This is a genomic window from Paenibacillus sp. p3-SID867 (assembly GCF_025142895.1).
Lineage (GTDB): Bacteria > Bacillota > Bacilli > Paenibacillales > Paenibacillaceae > Paenibacillus_AQ.
Genome location: NZ_JAMBDM010000014.1, coordinates 162406 through 181457 on the forward strand (window position 1 = coordinate 162406; position 19052 = coordinate 181457).

A 19052-nucleotide genomic window follows, 5' to 3' on the forward strand; every position below is an offset into this window, starting at 1 on the left:
CATAAGCTCCGAATATTAATGGAAGCTTAAATTAGGATTAAAGGGACATAAATTGTTCGATGGGGCACAAATAGCACTGCTCTTTTGCACACCCCCAACAGGTGGAGGTTTGCATATCATGGAAGAGAACCATACTTCCTATCTCCAAATAATCAGGTATTTATTCGGTCGTAACTGTAGCCGTCTTGGTCTTATTATCCCAGCTCACTTTGGCCCCTAATGCTTCACCGATGGCCCGAAGCGGCACATAGGTCACGCCATTCTCAAGCTTGCCATCCGCGATCTGCTTTCCGTTGACGACGACATGTACCTTATCCTCCACTGTACCAGCCCCCTCTTTCTTCTGAAGCCCCAAATATTTAGCAATGCCATTTACATGCCCGATCGCAATAGAATCTATTACATCCTGCCGTTTAAGCTTGGCTGCATCTGCCGCGACATCGATAAACAAGTTTTCGGTTAAGACAGCAGGCATTTTAGATTCACGGACCATATGCAAGTTAGCGGCCTTCTGACCCCGATCGATGACTCCGAAGGATTTAATGGCATTCATGACCTCCGTATGCATAACGTTCTGCAATTTTACCGAACCGGAGCTTGCCGAGGTATATCGATATGACTCAAAGCCCCCTGCACCTCCACCCGCGTTACAATGGATGCTAACTAGGATATCTGCGCCAGCAGCGTTTGCCTTATGAGTCCGTTCAGCCAATTCAAGGAACACATCTGAAGACCGGGAGAGTAGTACTTGGACATCGCCATAATCAGCTTCCAATCGTTTCTTCACAGCAAGAGACACCGCTAACACGACGTCTTTCTCCTGCAGGCCATTTCCGGTTGCTCCGGAATCCTTCCCGCCATGCCCTGCGTCAATCCAAACCTTTTTCACGATCATTCACCGCCTTTGTAGGTTGTTGAATAGCCCGGTGATCCATTACAGCGAAGGCAACTGCAGCAATTCCTTCCACCAATGCTTCCACGCTTATATTAGGCAAGCAACTGTAAGTCCTACTGCAAGGACGAGTATAATATATAAGATACTCCAATCTGGTACATTCGGTGTTTGCTTAAGCCTATATTGGATGGCCTAGATACAGTCTCTATGTTCGTCGATGCCATTCATATCAGGCTTGATCTATTAGTATTCAGAAATCCGACGAAATAGCAATCCGGATGAACTGGAGCTCTGGTGGAATTATCCACCTTTTTAGCTTGTAATATGTATTACTCGGATTAACTATTTTCATTGAGCTTTTGGTGAGGAGCTGGTTAATATATCTGGATTTGTACTTATCGTGCTTGCTGTCGTTTTTTTGGTACGTGGTGTATTGAGAATACGCAAACCTACATGGGGTTCCTTATATAGAATCTGGAAAGTAAAGTATGATTCTGAGCCAAGTTCGGACTACATTCAACATATTAAATCCAGCGGGCTTCTTCTGCTGGTTCTCGGATCCATTTTATTCGTGGCAGGAATTCTGATTGTTCTGCTATGATCCCTCTTTCCAAGCATAATAACGAGCCCACACACACCTTCTCGCCTTTTTCAATGGTTATACATCCTATCAACGGAAAAGCGGCAGATAGTCAATTCCATTTCATTCTCAAGTTGCAGCTCTATGGATAGTGGTGAACCTCTGTTAAGGTTCACCACTGCATTACAGACTTTTTATGCGTGATTCTTCTTATGCTTTTTACACTTTACGATGATTTTTTGTCCAGGTTTGAGGACGATAACTTTAACCTTATGATGATGTTTTTTCATAAGAAATCCTCCCTTCACAGAAGATATTGCATTATATGCAGCGTCTGCGAGAATGAATTGGACTACTAATCTATGAAATGAAACCATGAAACAATCGACAAAAGAACCCTCTCTCTGATTGCACTGTGTTATGGAAAAGGCATCCAGATTTCTGGATGCCTTCAAATATAATCCTGGAACATTCAATTCACGTAAGCGGGGTCCTTATACAAGGTATTTACTTAAAATCCCCATGTACGCAGTATAATTACAAGTAGAATAAAGAGAACGAGAATAACACCAATACTACTTCCATACCCAGAACCTTCGTATCCACTCATTTTTCCCTACCCCTTCCTAATTGGAATAATACATAGTATGTAAGGGCGTCTGATAACGCAAAGGCAAGAGGTAATAGTCAAGGACATATTTTATAAAAGCAAGAACTATCGAAGATGCGATTACTGTTTAGCCCAGTTCATATCCATATTTCCACTATAACGATAAGGATATGGAATCTTAACATCTACAGTGGTATAACCTTCAAAAAATGATAGTGCTGGCCATTTCTGAGGCTGCTTTTCTGTCTTTTTTGAGATACTTCCTTCGTTGCTCAGTAACGAATAATAATATCTGTAAAGGGCACCATAATTCTGGTACCTGTCCCGATAGAAATCAACATAATTACGGAAAGGAGTTCAAATCATGAAGAAAATCCTCGCCACATTTTTAGCCGGTATAAGTATTGCTTTGATTCTTGCGGTTCCTGCTTTTGCAGAAAACAACAACATGAATTCAAACGATATGAGAACCAATAACGTGAACACAAACGGCTATAACACCAATGCTGTAGGCAATGACAACGATACTGACTGGGGTTGGCTCGGTTTACTCGGTCTTGCTGGCCTCGTAGGTCTGAGACGTCGCAATCCGGAACGTCATTAAAGAGAACGTTGAAGCAATATAATAAAATCCTGCTCATTCGAGCGGGATTTTATCATTCTTTCACCAATCTCAGAGTCCATCTTGGTCAAGATCGGTCCTTTGAGTCAACACACTTTGCAGCAGCAGGGTTCCCTTTCGCGAGTCCCACTCCTTGACTTTTGGTGTACTTTGACTTGATGAAAAATTTAGCTGAGACCCTTAGATATAACAAAAAACTGCCTGTCAATAAGCCAGCAGGATCTTATATTCTATTAGTACTCTAGCTTTCATTTTAGTTTTGTTATCCCAGCCACGTTGACTCCGAGCACCTCGCCAGCAGCCCGGAGAGGTACATAAATCACTCCGTCTGCTAACTTACCGTCTGGAATCCCCATTTTTTCAGATAACATCTACTCGTGTTCAAATGAACCATAGTAAATTTTACCTGACTTTGATATACTGACTTCATTACTTTAGTCATGGGTGCGTGATCAATCAAATGTGGGATAAAGAACTAAAAATAGCCATTCAGAAGAAGCATATCGTGACGATATACCTCATCAATGGCGAAGTATTACAAGGCATACCAGATGCTTGTACAGATCGCTTGGAGATGCGGAGTGCTTATGGGCCAGTCTGGGTTCCATTAGAGGAAATAAAGCATGTGAGTCGATTAATCCGACTAGACGACAAAAGGAACCTGCTGGCATAGACAGAGGTTCCTTTTTTCGTGTCATTTTCTTTCTGGCTTTCTATAGCAAACTTCTTTCGCCCTCACCACTCACCTAATTCAAGTTCACTATGACACCAATCCATTTCTCATTTTGATGATTCACGTACACTATAACCACCCATAGGGAAGTGTCACTGTTGAGTTGGCCTAAACCCAAACAATGTAGAAGGAAGACGATTGTTGGTTGTTCTTCAAAGTGAAAAGGAAAAGTCTTCATCAGACTAAAGGGTAGAAAAATGGTAGAAGAACGGGTTAAACAACAAAAATGGCGCGATTCCGAAAACTCAGAAAACCGCGCCGTTATTGACTTTATAAAGATGCTGGTGAAGGGAATTGAACCCCCGACCTACGCATTACGAGTGCGTTGCTCTACCCCTGAGCTACACCAGCACATGTGATTCGATGTTATTCCTCACGAAACAACAAAAATTATTATAATACTTCAGCAGCAAAATGCAAGCCCAATTCTTACGGAAATATCCCCCGAAACTGGCGGCATTACCCGCCTAATTTCTCCTGCACGGACTGGATCTTCTGTTTGCTTGAGGAAACTTGATCCCTGCGGTCGTCGATCTTCACGGAAGTCGATACGCGCTGCGCACCGGACAGAAAAGGCGCTTCATGCAAAGCCTCAATCGCCCGCCAGATCATGTTAAGCTCTCCCTCAATGATGGTGCTCATTGAAGTCAGCTCATAGGATATTCCATCCTGTTGTTTCAATACACGCTGCATCTCAGCAACATAAGAGCTCAAACTCGTTGTTGCGGTTCCGATTGGAATCACCGTTACCTCCGCTATTGCCATCTTAAAAACCTCCCTCGTTCCCATCCCAATTATATGGTATGCTCTAAATTTCCGAATACTGTTATCATAACAATTCTGGCCCTCCATATCAAAGTCCGTCTGCCTTTAGCTTCACACAAGATATGGTGTACCTTCCTCTTTTCGTCCATACGAATATATCCTATTTTGTCAAAACGATAATATACGTGGTATCTGCGCAGAAAAGGTCGCATTTGGTCACAATTCCGGAAATGTTATGGCCTTTTGGCAGTTTCTTAACTGGCACAATGACCGCTCGTTTGCTATAATTCATTTTGCGTTCAATTTTAAGAATATGGTTTACAAACACAATATATTGGGTTAAATTAGATTAACAACAACCAAATATAGTGTGTATAGGTGCCGGATCAACCTATAAGGCAGTCCGGCTTAATAGGGAAGCATGGTGTAAATCCATCACGGTCCCGCCACTGTAAGGGCTCTAAGCTGTTTATAATCTATCAGCCATCCACATCCGACATATGCCACCGAGGAAACGGAGTAAGGTCTCGGGAAAGGCAATGCCGAGGGAAGAAGCTCGAGTCAGGAGACCTGCCTATATGCAGTAGACACCAACCTACGGGGTTTTAGGTAAGTGTTCGTTAAACTTGCGTCTGTACATAACATCATGCCCGTTCATGGGCTTATGGCAAACGTCATTTTCGAATCACAGCGCACGGACATTTTCAAGCCTGCCCGCGGGTTTCAGAAAATGTTTTTTTGATGTCCTTTTTCATATTTCCCCCGAAGAAAGCGAGGAATTTATTCATGCCCCAGCTCGTAGTTAAACCGAACAACCGTCAGCTCGCCTTTGATGAAATTCGCCTCTCTGTCTATGCCGATCGGACTCTGAAAGGATTGGACATGCTCGATAAAGAACGCCTGCTTCGCGGCGTCAATGCCAAATTGCGCGGCGAGCAAGTTACCGGCGAAGAAATCAGCAACGCCTTCACGATGTCCGCCCTTGAGCTTGTCACCAAAGAGGAACCGAATTGGAAGTTTGCAGCTGCGCGTTCGTTTCTGACCTCTTTATATAAAAAAGCGGCCACCAACCGCCGATACAAAGCCTACCCGGAAGAACCATACGGTGCCTTCTATCCGCTCATTACGGAACTTGTACAAAAAGGCATCTATCGCGAGGATCTTCTGACCAGCTATACCAAAGAACAAATCGAAGAACTCGGCGAGTGCATCGATCCAAGCCGTGATCTGCTGTTTGATTACATCGGTCTGTTGACGCTGGCTGAGCGTTACCTGGCAAACGATTTTGATGGTCGCGTTATGGAACTTCCGCAAGAACGTTACATGGTCATCGCGATGTTCCTCATGCATAACGAGCCTGCCGACAAGCGTCTCGACCTTGTCAAAGAAGCCTACTGGGCCATGAGTAACCTGTACATGACGGCGGCTACGCCGACAATGTCCAATGCAGGCAAAAAGGTAGCCGGCCAGCTTTCCAGCTGCTTCATCGATACCGTGGACGACTCCCTGGAGGGGATCTTCGATTCCAATACGGATATCGCCCGTCTCAGCAAAATGGGCGGCGGCATCGGGGTATACCTCGGTAAAGTCCGTGCACGCGGCTCTGACATCCGCGGTCACAAGAATACCAGCTCCGGCGTTATCCCTTGGATTCGCCAGTTGAACAACACCGCTGTTAGCGTTGACCAATTGGGAACCCGTAAAGGCGCCATCGCGGTTTATCTGGATGTGTTCCACAAAGACATTCTGTCCTTCCTGGATCTGAAGCTGAACAACGGTGACGAGCGTATGAGAGCACACGACGTGTTCCATGGCGTATGTCTGCCTGACCTGTTCATGGAGGCTGTAGAAGCACGTGAAGAGTGGAGCCTGTTCTGTCCGCATGAAGTGAAGAAAATCATGGGCTGGAAAGACGAGAATGGCCGTCCGCTGGGACTGGAAGACTTCTATGATCAAGGACAAGGCGCAGGCGAATTCCGTCAAAAGTATGCTGAAGCCGTGGCGAACCCGCTGCTGCCGCGCATTACGGTACAAGCCATCGACATTATGAAGCGCATCATGAAATCCCAGCTTGAAACGGGTACACCGTACATGTTCTACCGCGACACGGTCAACCGTGCGAACCCGAACTCTGCGCATGGCATGATCTACTCTTCCAACCTGTGCACGGAGATCATGCAGAACCAATCTCCGACAGTCGTTGAGCAAGAGGAGCTGGTTACGAAAGACGGGCAAACCCGGATCGTCATTTCCAAAATCCCTGGCGATTTCGTTGTCTGCAACCTGAACTCCATCCACTTGGCTCGTGCTGTACCTGCCGGTGTGCTGGAGCGTCTCGTTCCAATCCAGGTTCGCATGCTGGATAACGTCATCGACATTAACAATATTGAAGTTCTGCAAGCTCAATATACCAACAGTCAATATCGTGCGGTCGGTCTCGGCACCTTCGGTCTGCACCACTTGCTGGCGCTGGAAGGCATTCGCTGGGAATCCGACGAAGCCGTTGCCTATAATGACAATCTGTACGAACACATCAACTACCTGCTCGTCAAATCCAGCATGGAGTTGGCCAAGGAAAAAGGCCACTATCCGAAATTCAAAGGCTCCGACTGGGAGAGCGGCGAGTACTTCACGTTCCGCGGTTACACCGACGGCGAGCATGAAGGCAAGTTCGTGACCACCGAACAGTGGCGTGAATTGCAGCAGGAAGTGCAAGCGAACGGTGTCCGTAACGCATGGCTGTTTGCCATCGCACCGAACGGCTCCACCTCGATCATCGCGGGTTCCACGGCGAGCATCGATCCATTGTACGAACTTCTTTCTTATGAAGAAAAAACCACCTATAAAGTGGCTAACCCGGCTCCGGATCTGTCCGAAAAAACGATCTGGTACTATAAAACGGCTTTCCTGATCGACCAGCATTGGTCCATCAAAATGGCTGCCGCCCGTCAGCGTCACGTTGACCAGGCGCAAAGCTTTAACCTGTATGTCCGCCCTGATATCCGTGCTTCGGAATTCCTGGAGCTGCACCTGCATGCTTGGAAAGCCGGTATCAAGTCCACGTACTATGTACGCAGCCGTGCGCTGACGATTGAAGAGTGTGAAAGCTGTGCTAGCTAACTGTCGATAGATCAACCTATTTTCGAACCCACCCAAACCCTCCCTTCCAAGGGAGGGCCCCAAGGGCGCTGCCCTCTGGACACCCGTAAGAGGTTCAAGGTGTGAATGAGACGCTTCTACGTTACTTTGGTGGCTAGGAGCGCTTTCTCCCTACGGGAACGCTGGAATTTAGTGCGGAGACGAATGAGCTGCTTCGTGCGATTTGTTGAGTTACTGCCTGTGTGGATCGCTCTCCCTTTGGGAATCGCTTCTCATGCGGCGCAGGGACCTTGAGCTACTTCGTGCGATTTGTTGAGTTACTGCCTGCGTGGATCGCTCTCCCTTTGGGAATCGCTTCTCATGTGGTGCGAAGCTAATGAGTTACTTCGTGCGGTTTTTGAGTTACTGCCTGCGTGGATCGCTCTCCCTTTGGGAATCGCTTCTCATGTGGTGCGAAACTAATGAGTTACTTCGTGCTTTTTGTTGAGTTACTGCCTGCGTGGATCGCTCTCCCTTTGGGAATCGCTTCTCATGCGGTGCAAACAAGCATCGAACAGCTGCATGCGGGTGTTCCCGCACAGCAGAAGTGGATAAGCTTTCTAAATAGAAGACTACAAGGGTAAGGGTATCCAATCGGAAGAGTTTACGTCCGCCTTTGGGAGCCCTTTGCAACCTTTACAATACATTCAGGCAAAGGGCGGACAACAAGCGGCTGGAGATGGATACCCGTCCCGGTGCGATACCCGTCCCGTGAGCATGCTGGACCAATATTCCTCAGCTTCGCCTAAGCGCCGCCCTACTATGATATACAAGGAGAGAAAATCGGCATGCAAATGCAAAAGATATTTAACACCGAAGCACCCAACCGTTCCACGCGTGTTATTGAAGGTGAATGCTCCGGGATTCTGAACTGGAACGACATTCGGATGCCTCATATGTATAAGCTGTACAAGGTCCTGCTGCTGAACCACTGGATCGCAGACGAGATTCCGATGTCCAAGGATGCGCAGCAGTTCCCGCGCCTGGACCCTGAAGAGCAGCGCACCTTCAAGATCAACATCTCCCTGCTGGCTGTTCTGGATTCCATGCAGACGATGTTTGTGAGCGACGTGAAGCGATACTTCACGGATTCATCGCTCGAAGCCATCTCGGCCATCATCGGTCAGCAAGAGGTGGTTCACAACCAATCCTATTCCTATGTGCTCTCTTCCATCGTTTCGGATCAGGAACAGAAGGAAATCTTCGAGTACTGGAAGCATGATCCGGTTCTGCTAGAGCGCAATCAGTTCATTTCGGACATCTATCAAAACTTCCGTGACAATCCGTCGCCGCAGTCCTTCTTCGAAGCCATGGTGGCGGACCTGATCCTGGAAGGCATCTTCTTCTACAGCACGTTTGCCTTCTTCTACAACTTGGCCCGTGACCAGAAGATGATGGCAACCAGCCAGATGATTTCCTATATTCAGCGTGACGAGAACCAGCACTGCTACTTCTTCGCCGAAGTGTTCAAGCAGCTGCTCAAGGACTTCCCTGAGCTGAACACGAAAGAGAACATCGACTACCTGTACCGCACCATTGACCGTGCGGTTGAGCTTGAGACCAACTGGGCTCACTACACACTCAGCAATGTGCGCGGCATCGATCTGAACGAATTGGGCGATTACATCAAGTACATCGCGAACCGTCGTATCACCATGATGGGTCTAGAAAAAGCTTATGAAGGCGTGGACGTTAACTGCATGCCATGGATCAAGCCTTTCTCGGATGAAGCCCTCAACGCGACGAAGACCGACTTCTTCGAAGCCAAATCCCGTAACTACGGCAAAGTTGGCGACGACAACGGGTTTGACGATCTATAAGCTCCTCTCCATATAACAAACCTCCGTGATCCCTTAACAGGAATCCACGGAGGTTTTTTTGTAACTGCATATGATCGGCCGCAGTCCAAGTCTACAGCTCTTACTTACGGTTCATCAATGCTATCCCTTTGCTGTCCATACCTCGATCTCCACCAGAATGGACGGCATCGCCAATGCCGGCACGTAAGCCATCGTCATGGCCGGGGCCTTCCCCCCGTGGAATTTCTCCCATACCTGATGGAAATGATCCCAGTCGACCTCCTGAGCCGCCCAAATGTTGATTTTGACGATATGATCCGCCGACATCGCTTCCGCAGCCAACAACCTCTCAATGTTCCCCAAGGTGTTCTCCACCTGCTGCTTCATATCGTCCGGCAGGTTCCCCTCGCTGTCGGTTCCCACCTGACCGGAGAAGACCAGCAGCTCGCTCCCTCTCGGAACCTTGGTTATATGGGTATAAGGCCCGATCGGCGGAGCAATAACATGTGGATTGTACCGCTGAATTGAAGACGGCTGCTGCTCATCGGCTTCATTCAAAATAGCCAGCGTCTGATGGTCCTCCCACGTTCCGTTGATTTTCACGTTTTTTCGGGCAATCCCTTCTTTATGGAATCCGGCTTTCAAAAGCACTTGGATCGAGGCCCGGTTGTGCGGCATCACGCCCGCCTCAATCCGGTGAAACTTCAATTCCTGAAAGGCAAACTTCACGACCAATTGAACCGCTTCGGTCATATAGCCCTTTCCGTTATGGTCTTGGTCCAAAAAATAACCGATCCAGCAGCTCTGCAGATTTCCCCGCACCACTTCGGTAAGCATAATCTCCCCGATGATCGCTCGGGTGTCCCGCAGCCCAATCACATAGACATACCCTTGATCTGCCTTGCTGGCTTCCATGGCCTTTCGGATCCGCTCAAGCTGTCCCTGATGGGTGTAGAAGCTCTCTTCCCTTAAGCCCGTGAACCGCTGGAAAAAATCCCGGTTATCCTTCTCGAGCTTCAAAAGTGCGTCCACATTCGATTCCTCTACCGACTTCACATAAATCTGTTTCCCTTGCATGAACATACGTATCCCTCTCCTCTGTTTGAATCATTAGAAACACAAAAAAACACCACAGCGCACCTGTGGTGTACATGCCGATCTATGCAACCACAAGCAAGCGACCTGTGGTGTTTAATTCCACTGCATCCTCATTCGGTCATCGAATGGAAGGATCCTTGATCGCCCGAATATCCGATTTTGGACACACTTCTCCCAAGATCGGACGGATCAAAGAAAACAGCGGTGGAGTATCCCATGCCTTTTGCCAAAGACGCCAATGATCTTTTTTTCATGTGGATCCTCCTCCCTTCTGCTTCGCGCGGTTCATCTATGCCAAACATCTATGTTCATACAAAGTCTCTGCCTTAAGCTCGAGTCGCAACGTTAGCTTTCCATCATCTAATTAACCATAGGATATATGATTAGGCATAAATGGTCAAATCCGCTAAACTGGACTCACATGACCGTTCCCTTCGGATTGCCTTGGGACGGTCCTCTGCCCTGCTTCAGATGCTTCAGCTGAGCTACAATGATGACACTGATCACGACCAGCAGAAACCACGAGCTGATTTTGCCGATATGCACAAGGCTCCATGTGCGCTCCTGACCCGGATAAGTCCAGGCCCCAAGAAACGTAGAAATGTTCTCAGCGATCCAGATAAAAAAGCCAATCAGCAGAAACGACAGCACCAGCGGCATCCGCAGCGTTTTTCCGTCCACGTCAAAATACACCATGGTTCTGCCGAACACCACGAATAACAATGCCGTGAGAAGCCAGCGTGCATCCCACACATAGTGATGGGTAAAGAAGTTGGCATAGATCGCTGCGCTGATCAGCACGGTCAGCACAGGCAGCGGCCAGCCCGTTATACGCAAATGCATTCGGCGCCATGCCTGGCATATATAACTGGCCACACTGGCGTACATAAAGCCGCTGTACAGCGGGACGCCGCCGATTTTGCTCCAGCCTTCCTCCGGGTAAGACCACGAGCCCATATGCACTTTATACAGCTCCAGCATCAAACCGATGACGTGAAAGACGCAGATGACCTTCAGCTCATCCCATGTCTCCAGCTTGCTCACCAGCATCCCGATTTGCGCCAGCACACATATGAGAAGGATGAGATCATACCGCGCCAAGCCGGGAATCTCAACCACCTTGGTCAGTCCCAGCGCACCGAAGATCATAACCGGAAATATGCAGGACAACGCCTGCTGATAACCGAAAATCCACAGCTTCCGTATAAATTCCATAAGCTCCTCCTACCACCTGCACATTCGTATACTTCACCCTACCACAGACCGCGATTTCAATAAAAGAACAGCGTTGTCATAATTCGTGCAATCCATTGACGGGTATAATGCAAAAAAAGAGAGCAGCCCTTCAGCTGCCCTCTTACCAGTTAACGTCCTATTTGCCCATGCTTGAGGTTATCCTTGAAGCCAACGATGCAGCTCAACAATCCCCATTCAATCGCTTGATACCTTTCGAGTTTCCCTATCTTACGCCAAGCTTCAACGGCCCGCAGGATTATCTTCTCCACTTGGCCGATGAACGCCCGGTCAGAGCGCGACAGGGTGAGCCGTTTTTTTCTTTTTGACCCGTAACAAAAATGTAAGAGGTATGGCAATAACAGCCACCATCGTTCCGATCATAAACACGTCATCAATGCCCATCGTTGTCGCCGCACGCTGGGTCGAAGCCCCCGCGCCCATGTAGTAGGACGTTCTGGATACCACCAGTGCGCTGAATATGCCGATCGATAACGATGCGAGCCCTTGACGCGCCCAGTTCGTGATGGACGATGCGTGGCCTGAATATTCGCTGGACACCGCGCTCATCGCTGCGTTCGTTAACGGCATATTGCATAAAGCAATGCCGAGGCAGCGAACCAGCTGCAGCAAGGAAATGTACAGAACCGAGGTATGGATGCCGATTCCGCTGAAAGCGAGCGTGGCTGCCACAATGATGAGAACTCCCGTGATCACCAGCCGGAATGGACCGATCCGATCATAAAATTTGCCGATAATCGGCGACGCAGCGGCCATGACAACCGCACCTGGCAGCATGATAAGTCCGGTATCCATCGGAGACAGCTTCAGCACGGTCTGTAAATAGAGCGGCACCAGCAAGGTTCCCGTATACAGCGATATCGTCACGATGCAGTTCAGGATCAAGCTGTACCGAAATCGGGGGAATTTGAATACTTTAAGCTGCAATAACGGGGATGAAATCCGCAGCTCCCACTTAATGAAGAACAGGAGCAGTAAAATTCCGGAGATGAGCAGGGACAGGGTCTTCCAGGATCCCCAGCCCCAGTCGTTGCCGTGGCTGAAGGAGAGCAGCAATAGAGAACTGCCCGCCACCACCGTCAAGAATCCGAGGAAATCGAACCTCTTCTTCCCGGTCAGTCGATAAAAAGGAATGAATTTGCTTACGATGACCATCGAGATCAGACCGATTGGAATATTTAGGATGAAAATCGATTTCCATCCAAAATATTGCACCAGCCATCCGCCAAGTGTCGGCCCGATCACCGGTGCCAGCATAGAGGCCAGGCTCCATAGTCCCATGGCGTAGGCTTGCCGCTCCCGTGGGAATACCTGGTAGATGATGGTCATCGTAATCGGGATAATCATCCCGCCGAACACGCCTTGCGTTATCCGGAAAGCAATCAAAGTCTCGATGTTCCAGGCTACAACGCATAATAGCGACGAGAGCGTAAAGCCCAACAAGGCCAGGACAAACAGCCTCTTATAACTGAGCTGGTCCCCCATGTAACCTACGATGGGAGCCACAATGCCCGTTGCCAGCAAATAACCGGCCATCAGCCATTGAGTTGTGCTCAGCGTGGCATCGAACTGCTCCATGACAACGGGAAAAGCCACGTTGATGGTCGTAATGCTGAGCACCGCCAGAAAATTACCGAAAAAGATAGCGCTCATTATAAGCCAAAATGAAGATTTATCTTGTGTATTCACATGAAGCCTCCTAAACAAAGTAACCCCGCCCGGATCTGTTTAACAGAGCTGGAGGCGGGATTCAAAGAGTTTGGTCTTTGGTTATGGAAATAATTTCTTGCCAAGCAATCGCAGTAAAATATACAGGTTATCCGCCTCGTCCTCATCCAGCTGCTTGAAGGATTCCATGACGGCATAATCTCCTTCGCTGCGGGCATCGAGCACAAGCTGCCGGCCTTCTGCCGTAAGATTGACATAGTGGCTGCGTCCATCACTGGGATTTGGCGTTCGAACCACCAACCCCCGCTGTCCCAGAGCGTCCACTAAATACGTGATCGTTGCAGCCTTAAGCTCCATATGCTCAGCCAACCGATTCGGAAGCAGCGGACCCTGCTGCTCGATCAAACTTAAGATCTTATACTGATTCATCGTTAAATCGTTCTTTCTCAAGTGACTCAAAAAAGATACGACCCGATGGCTCGTCATTTTATCCGATATCTCACGATACATCTCCATGAGTCTCTCGACGCTTGCTTCTCTTCCGTTCACCAGAGTTTTTCACCTCGCTTTTTATTTTAGTTCAATGATTCTAACTTGTAAACACCATTTTCATGATAATAATTCTATTTCATCCCATTTATCGTGGTATAACTGACTAATTACTTAAATTTTTCGAAGTTTATTTCAGGATTTCGAATATCCATGATTCTTAACATCAGAAATATCTACGGATGGAAAACTGCCAATCATTCCCCTGACTCGAAACGCTCGGTACGATAACAGGCTCCTATATAAAAAGGACTCGCAAGATCTATGCGATCTTACGCGTCCTTATCTTTCCCGTTTATTCCTCATCGTCTGCAAACAATTCATGCAGCATCGCTTCCCGGCGATTCACGAATTCCTTTGTAATCATATAATGATCCGTTTCCTCCAAGCTCGACTCTTCCACCCCTTCGGAAGTCAGCTTGTAGATGATGGAATCGGGATAAGCCATAACAATTGGCGAATGCGTGGAAATAATAAACTGCGAGTCTTCCTGGACCAGGTCATGGATGCGTCGGAGCAGCGCCATTTGGCGAAATGGCGACAACGCCGCTTCCGGCTCGTCCATAATATACAAGCCATTCCCCCAGAATCGGTGCAAAAAGGTAGCAAAAAACGATTCTCCATGCGACTGCTGGTGAAGCGATTTGCCGCCGTAGGAATCATAAAGTCCCGGTCGCTCCCGTTCCAATGCATCTACCTCGCTGGCGACGTTATAATAGCTCTCCGCCCGAAAGAAAAAACCATCCCGCGGTTTGCGTACGCCTCGAACGGTTCGTATGTATTCATGAAGCTTGGAATGCGTCTCCTCGGTTGAGAACGAGAAGTTCATCGTTCCTCCTTCCGGATTAAACCCAAGGGCTGTGGCAATCGCCTCCAGCAGCGTAGATTTGCCCATGCCGTTCTCGCCTACGATATAAGTAACCTTGGGATGAAAATGAAGACCGTCCAAAGCCGCAACGGCCGGCAAATTAAAAGGATATTCATGAAATGAAGGGATGCGATCCCTCATTAACACAACGCTTCGTAGATAGGCAAGCATAGCAGCGTTATCCAAGCGCTTTCCCTCCTCGATTGTGAAACCTATAATTACTACTCTACTATATATCATTCCAGCAATGGTTCCAATTCAGGACCATCGCTCGATATTTCCGAGCATAAGCATGGGGCGTTTCCCTGAAGGGTGAATACGAACATCCTTTTTCACGCCATAATAGGGGGTATTGCCTCGAGATGTTGATGCCTCGTCGATACTCAATAAAATACGCCATCACAGGGCTCGCCGGCACCTGGTATGACGCATTTTTATTATACGATATCGAATGGTGTTATTCTGATATGCTACTCGCTTACGATAAACTGATAGAGCTCCTCAACCTTCTCTTCCGTCAAATCGCCGCTGTTATCGAATACCTTAATGGATGTCTGCGGAATGTCCCAGTTCACTTCCGGCACGAAATCGACGCGCTTCTTGAAGTCGTCCCAATGATCCAGCTTCCACTGATCCCGCTCGGTCTGTCTGTCAATGATGCGCTCCTTCTGCAAATCCATGTCTTTGAGCGCAACCACGATGACCTTCACGTCAACGTCGCTTTTCGTTAACCCTGCCGATGCAATGACTTCTTCAATCCATTCGCGATTCTTGAGCTCGGCGGTAAACGGAGAAATCATAAAAACATTTTGTCCGGCACCCAGGTTCTCGATGCAAATATCCTTGGTCGTATCATATTCCAGATCGCGCAGGTTCTCTTTATAAAAGGAAGAGTCGCGGTCATTCGGATCCAGTCCGTTACTTTCCAGGAACTTCTCAACAAAGCGTCCCCCCACCGTATCACGGTCGAGAAATGCAGCCGGTATACGGACTGCAAGCTTCTTGGCTACGGTTGTCTTGCCTGTACCGGCCACGCCGACAAAAAACACTAGCTTTTGCAAATGGTATCCCTCCATATGATCTCTATCGCTATTATATCCCTGCCGTCCACTCATGCCATCCTTATGCGCGTTCTGTCCGGTAACGGGTTTCTTCAATTAATTCCTCCATCGCGGAGGTCAAGCGTTCCTGAAGCACGTCCGCTACATCAAATCCGCCATCCTCGGTACGTGCCACCTGGGCGTCCACCGCGTACACGCCGCCAAGAATATGACGGGCCCCGATCGAAGAAAGCACGGGCTTGAGCGAATAATCAATCGCCAGTAGATGTGCGAGACTGCCGCCGATAAACATCGGAAGCACGATTTTGCCGGCCAAGCCTTTTTGCGGAATCAGGTCTAAAAAGGTCTTCAGAACACCGGTAAACGAAGCTTTATAAACCGGACTTGCCACAATCACGGCATCGGCCTCGGCCACAAGCCCGTTCGCTTTGACAATATGCTCACTCTCAAACTTGGTATGAATCAAATCCTCAGGCGGCAGGGCGGCCACGTCGATCCGGCTAACCTCGAAATTCGCAGCAGTCAATGCCTGCTCCGCATACTCCATAACCGCATTCAACCGGGATCCGGCTGTAGGACTCCCGTTAATAATAACAGCTTTCGCCATAATCATTCACCTCGGCTTATCTTATAGTGTCGCCATCTCATCCATTCATAAGATCGCTATGTAAGGTCATCTCGAACGTCAACCCATATAAATCAGAGCAAACTTGTCAGAATTAGTATCATCGTATCAATGTGTCCGCGCTTTTGTCAATGCAGCAGCTCCGGCAATTGAATCATGGCGATTTGCCAACCATTACACTTCGCTCCTCCAGCGGAGTTGGGGAAGATTTTTTACTGAATAGCCTGAAAGAAATCGTAAAAAAATCGGTATTCCGCGCGTTTGCGCACGACCTTTCTCCTATTCTGTTTATAAACGGCACCCTCGACTGGGCGAATGCATAGAGATAAAGCATCGGCGTTCAACGAAAACACTCTGTATATCAAAGGAGGAAGGAAATGAATCCCCAGCAGCCCATTCCATACGTAGGCTCCAAAACCGAATGCAAGGAACAGCCCATTGCGTTCCCTCCCCAGCATCAAAACTGCCAGCCCGGTCTTGAAAGCCTCATGTCACCGCGTCCGATCAGCGAGGATCCCGCCTACCGGGGCAGCGGTAAACTGGATGGCAAAATCGCCATTGTAACCGGAGGGGACAGCGGCATCGGCAAAGCGGCGGCCATTGCTTTTGCCAAGGAAGGTGCCGATCTGGTCATCCCATACTTATATGAAACTTCGGATGCGGAAGTGACGAAGCAGCGGATTGAGTCGCTCGGCAGACGCTGCGTCTTAATGAAGATCGACCTGCGGTATAAAAAGAACTGCGAAGCCGTAGTAAACGAGACGATAGCCCACTTCGGCAAGCTGGATGTGCTCGTAAACAACCATGCCGTCCAGTATGTTCAGCGCAGCATCTTGGACATCACGGAGGAACAGCTGCATCATACCTATCAAACGAACATCTTTCCCTTTTTCTTCATGATCCAAGCTGCGCTGCCCCACATGAAATCCGGGTCGTCGATCATCAACACGGCCTCCATTACCGCCTATCAAGGATTTAAGGAGCTCATCGACTATTCTTCTACTAAAGGCGCCATCGTTTCCCTTACCCGATCCCTTGCCCTTTCGCTCGTCGATCAAGGCATCCGCGTCAATTCCGTCGCTCCCGGCTCGGTCTGGACGCCGCTCATCCCATCCAGCTTCCCAGCCGATGAGGTCGCCGTGTTCGGAACGGATTCACCGATGAAGCGGGCGGCACAACCCTATGAGCTGGCACCTGCCTATGTTTACTTGGCGTCGTCCATCTGTTCCTCTTTTGTCACGGGTCAGGCTATTCACGTCAACGGGGGACAGATGGTAACCAGTTAACAACGGTGCTTTAAACGTTCGAGAAGCTATGAATAACAAGCAGAGGGTGTGTACCATGAACACGGGAATTCCTAAACGGTCCGGCCGGATGGACATGGGATTTTATGCATTAAACAAGCTGGCCAGCGCCGGCATCGTTGTGCTGCTGCTGAGCCTGCTCGATTGGGTGTGGCCTCCCGCCGCTGATCGAGCTTTGGAATGGTTAGGCCTTTATCTGCCGCAAGAGCACTGGGTATACGGTTACGCGCTGACTGCATCCCTTGCGGCAGATGCCATACTCTCGTTCTTGCCTTCCCTGCATAAGGCTAAACAAGCCGCTGTGTACGGAGCGGTCGGTTTTCTGTTCTTCGCCCTATTCACAGGCGGAAATCCGGAGCAGCTCTGGCTGCGCGCAGCAGCGGGAGCTGTAACACTGCTCATCTTCTTGTGGGGGAAGCATAAGTTCTCCAGCAATTCTCTGGCCACCCCGTTCTTTGCCTTGGTCGTTCCCCCGTTGTGCTGGGTGATCTGATTCAAGCTGCGACTATAGCTTTCATCCATGAAAAAAAGGCCCTTCGATGAGGGCCTTTCTCTTCGCGTCAAAGTGCTTCGATGACATCCCCGGCGATAACAGAGGCGGGATGTCCCCGGTGCCGCGCGGCCCGCTCGCCGGCACGGCCGTGCAGCCACACGCCAAGCGCGGCTGCAGACGGACCGGCATATCCTTGCGCCAGCAGGCTGGCAATGATGCCGGTCAGCACGTCCCCGGTGCCTCCGGTCGCCATGCCGGAGGTGCCGGTTGTGTTGATGTAGGCTTGCCCGTCCGGCGAAGCCACGACGGTATGTGCCCCCTTGAGCACGAGGGTAACCCCGTGCCCGGTCGCGAACGATGCGGCGGCACCGATCCGGTCCCGCTGCAGCTCGGCGGTCGGGATGCCCAGCAGCCGGGACATCTCCCCCGGATGCGGGGTCAGCACGGTTTCTGCACCGCGCGGCTTCCAGGTTCCGAAATCACCGGCCGCGGACAGTATATTCAGCGCATCGGCATCCACGACCAGCGGTCCTTCCCATTCTTCCCACAAACGGCGAAGCCATCTGGCATCTCCTTCAAAACGGCCAAGTCCCGGACCTACGGCCAGCACATCGCGGGTTTTGGCGAGCTCCAGCACCTGCTTCGCGGAGGCTTCATCCCAGTAGCCTCCGCTCTCTTCGTCTGTGGCGGGAGCGAGCATCACCTCGGGCGCGGCTCCGCTCAGCGGCAGCACCAGGCTTGCAGGGAGCGCCCAGGTCACCAGGCCGCAGCCCGCACGAAGTGCTGCCCGGGAAGCGAGCAGGCCTGCACCGCTCATCGTGCGGCTGCCCCCTACGGTCAGCACGTGACCGTAGGTGCCCTTATGTCCATCCGGCGAGCGGTAGCAGGCCACGTCCACACCCAGCTCGGTCCGAAGGACATGCGGGGTGAGCAGATGCGTGCTGACGCCGTGCTCCTGGCACAGCAATGCCGGGATGCCGATGGCGCGGA

General features: G+C 49.6%; 18 protein-coding genes, 1 tRNA gene and 1 riboswitch. Of the genes, 6 read left to right on the forward strand and 13 right to left on the reverse strand.

The window, feature by feature from the left end; all coding sequences use genetic code 11:
- Positions 1 to 160 precede the first annotated feature (160 nt).
- Positions 161 to 889 carry an N-acetylmuramoyl-L-alanine amidase gene (locus M4D81_RS25465; RefSeq protein ID WP_071222317.1) on the reverse strand — a complete coding sequence of 243 codons (729 nt, stop codon included), beginning with the start codon at positions 887 to 889 and terminating at the stop codon, positions 161 to 163.
- Positions 890 to 1295: 406 nt separating this feature from the next.
- Between M4D81_RS25465 and M4D81_RS34875 the strand changes: the two genes are divergently transcribed.
- Positions 1296 to 1496, forward strand: a complete 201-nt coding sequence (locus M4D81_RS34875; RefSeq protein WP_397376778.1) for a DUF6199 family natural product biosynthesis protein — start codon at positions 1296 to 1298, stop codon at positions 1494 to 1496.
- 490 nt (positions 1497 to 1986) lie between these two features.
- Here the strand turns inward: M4D81_RS34875 and M4D81_RS25470 are convergent, their stop codons facing one another.
- Positions 1987 to 2085: a YjcZ family sporulation protein gene (locus M4D81_RS25470; RefSeq protein ID WP_074961926.1), complete on the reverse strand. Its 99-nt coding sequence runs from the start codon at positions 2083 to 2085 to the stop codon at positions 1987 to 1989.
- 364 nt (positions 2086 to 2449) lie between these two features.
- Here M4D81_RS25470 and M4D81_RS25475 point away from each other — a divergent pair, with 364 nt between their 5' ends.
- The gene (locus M4D81_RS25475; protein WP_216532661.1) at positions 2450 to 2689 is read left to right on the forward strand and encodes a WGxxGxxG family protein; all 240 of its coding nucleotides are present in this window, start codon (positions 2450 to 2452) and stop codon (positions 2687 to 2689) included.
- A gap of 1030 nt (positions 2690 to 3719) precedes the next feature.
- Here the strand turns inward: M4D81_RS25475 and M4D81_RS25480 are convergent.
- Positions 3720 to 3791: transfer RNA gene (locus M4D81_RS25480), tRNA-Thr, on the reverse strand.
- A 108-nt stretch (positions 3792 to 3899) separates the two neighbouring features.
- Positions 3900 to 4205, reverse strand: a complete 306-nt coding sequence (locus M4D81_RS25485; protein WP_071222119.1) for an MTH1187 family thiamine-binding protein — start codon at positions 4203 to 4205, stop codon at positions 3900 to 3902.
- A 359-nt stretch (positions 4206 to 4564) separates the two neighbouring features.
- Positions 4565 to 4797, forward strand: a riboswitch (cobalamin riboswitch).
- Between the two features lie 194 nt (positions 4798 to 4991).
- On the opposite strand from M4D81_RS25485, the gene M4D81_RS25490 reads away from it, so the two are divergent.
- Both M4D81_RS25490 and M4D81_RS25495 read left to right on the forward strand, forming a co-directional pair.
- Positions 4992 to 7325: a ribonucleoside-diphosphate reductase subunit alpha gene (locus M4D81_RS25490; protein ID WP_260068480.1), complete on the forward strand. Its 2334-nt coding sequence runs from the start codon at positions 4992 to 4994 to the stop codon at positions 7323 to 7325.
- A gap of 806 nt (positions 7326 to 8131) precedes the next feature.
- On the forward strand, positions 8132 to 9163 hold the full coding sequence (locus M4D81_RS25495; RefSeq protein WP_071222122.1) for a ribonucleotide-diphosphate reductase subunit beta: 1032 nt from the start codon (positions 8132 to 8134) through the stop codon (positions 9161 to 9163).
- A gap of 120 nt (positions 9164 to 9283) precedes the next feature.
- Here the strand turns inward: M4D81_RS25495 and M4D81_RS25500 are convergent, their stop codons facing one another.
- The 8 genes from M4D81_RS25500 to ssuE all read right to left on the reverse strand — a co-directional run bounded on the left by M4D81_RS25500 (position 9284) and on the right by ssuE (position 16247).
- Positions 9284 to 10225: a GNAT family N-acetyltransferase gene (locus tag M4D81_RS25500; RefSeq protein ID WP_260068481.1), complete on the reverse strand. Its 942-nt coding sequence runs from the start codon at positions 10223 to 10225 to the stop codon at positions 9284 to 9286.
- 125 nt (positions 10226 to 10350) lie between these two features.
- Entirely contained in the window at positions 10351 to 10494 is a 144-nt protein-coding gene (locus M4D81_RS25505; protein WP_260068482.1) for a hypothetical protein, read from the reverse strand.
- 163 nt (positions 10495 to 10657) lie between these two features.
- Positions 10658 to 11455, reverse strand: a complete 798-nt coding sequence (locus M4D81_RS25510) for a DUF817 domain-containing protein (protein WP_071222126.1) — start codon at positions 11453 to 11455, stop codon at positions 10658 to 10660.
- A 309-nt stretch (positions 11456 to 11764) separates the two neighbouring features.
- Positions 11765 to 13183: an MDR family MFS transporter gene (locus M4D81_RS25515; RefSeq protein WP_071222127.1), complete on the reverse strand. Its 1419-nt coding sequence runs from the start codon at positions 13181 to 13183 to the stop codon at positions 11765 to 11767.
- Positions 13184 to 13264: 81 nt separating this feature from the next.
- A complete protein-coding gene (locus M4D81_RS25520) occupies positions 13265 to 13711 on the reverse strand; it encodes a MarR family winged helix-turn-helix transcriptional regulator (RefSeq protein WP_260068483.1) in 447 nt (148 codons plus the stop codon).
- Between the two features lie 295 nt (positions 13712 to 14006).
- The gene (locus M4D81_RS25525; RefSeq protein WP_201259422.1) at positions 14007 to 14765 is read right to left on the reverse strand and encodes an AAA family ATPase; all 759 of its coding nucleotides are present in this window, start codon (positions 14763 to 14765) and stop codon (positions 14007 to 14009) included.
- Between the two features lie 284 nt (positions 14766 to 15049).
- Complete coding sequence (locus M4D81_RS25530) at positions 15050 to 15640, reverse strand: P-loop nucleotide/nucleoside kinase family protein (protein ID WP_071222319.1); 591 nt, start codon at positions 15638 to 15640, stop codon at positions 15050 to 15052.
- Positions 15641 to 15701: 61 nt separating this feature from the next.
- Positions 15702 to 16247 carry an NADPH-dependent FMN reductase gene (ssuE, locus tag M4D81_RS25535; RefSeq protein WP_194540764.1) on the reverse strand — a complete coding sequence of 182 codons (546 nt, stop codon included), beginning with the start codon at positions 16245 to 16247 and terminating at the stop codon, positions 15702 to 15704.
- 395 nt (positions 16248 to 16642) lie between these two features.
- Here ssuE and M4D81_RS25540 point away from each other — a divergent pair, with 395 nt between their 5' ends.
- Entirely contained in the window at positions 16643 to 17551 is a 909-nt protein-coding gene (locus M4D81_RS25540; protein WP_260068484.1) for an SDR family oxidoreductase, read from the forward strand.
- Positions 17552 to 17606: 55 nt separating this feature from the next.
- The gene (locus M4D81_RS25545) at positions 17607 to 18062 is read left to right on the forward strand and encodes a hypothetical protein (protein ID WP_260068485.1); all 456 of its coding nucleotides are present in this window, start codon (positions 17607 to 17609) and stop codon (positions 18060 to 18062) included.
- A gap of 67 nt (positions 18063 to 18129) precedes the next feature.
- Here the strand turns inward: M4D81_RS25545 and M4D81_RS25550 are convergent.
- A partial coding sequence (locus tag M4D81_RS25550) for an NAD(P)H-hydrate dehydratase (RefSeq protein WP_260068486.1) occupies positions 18130 to 19052 on the reverse strand: 923 nt, incomplete at its 5' end.